Annotated in this window: 1 protein-coding gene; it reads right to left on the reverse strand. The window is 48.0% G+C overall.

Annotation, left to right across the window (positions count from 1 at the left end):
* The coding region (locus tag AC1M9N_RS14485; RefSeq protein WP_481954975.1) for an Ig-like domain-containing protein at nt 1-498 on the reverse strand (498 nt) is incomplete at both ends.

Here is a 498-nt window from a genome sequence, read left to right on the forward strand (position 1 = left end):
TTCCCACCACTTTACCGTTGTAACTTACCGTCACTGTCGCACCAGCTTCTGTGGTTCCTGTTACTGTTTTATTGTCCGATGCCAAGACTTGCGTCAAGCTCGCAGGGGCTGTGGTATCTGGGGCTGTAACCGTATTTGCCTTGGTACTGTTATTGGCTTGGTCTGTTGCAATCACTTCTAGCTGTTCACCATTGGTGAACGCTGGATTCAACGTTAATGTGTATTGACCATCTGCACCTGCAACCGCTGTTCCGACAACTTTACCGTTATACGTTGCTTTTACTGTTGCGCCTGCTTCAGTTTGACCCGTGATCGTCTGGCCATCTTTGCTGATCACTTGCGTTAGGCTTGATGGTGCTGTGGTATCTGGAGCTATTATTTCTTGGGGTTGTGTTGCATTACCTGCTGGGTCTTTAGCAACAACTTCTAGCTTTTCTCCATTGCTATAGGCTTTATCCAGAGTCACGCTGTAGCTACCATCTGCTGTAGCAACCGCTG

It is taken from the genome of Acinetobacter sp. ANC_7655, assembly GCF_056784015.1.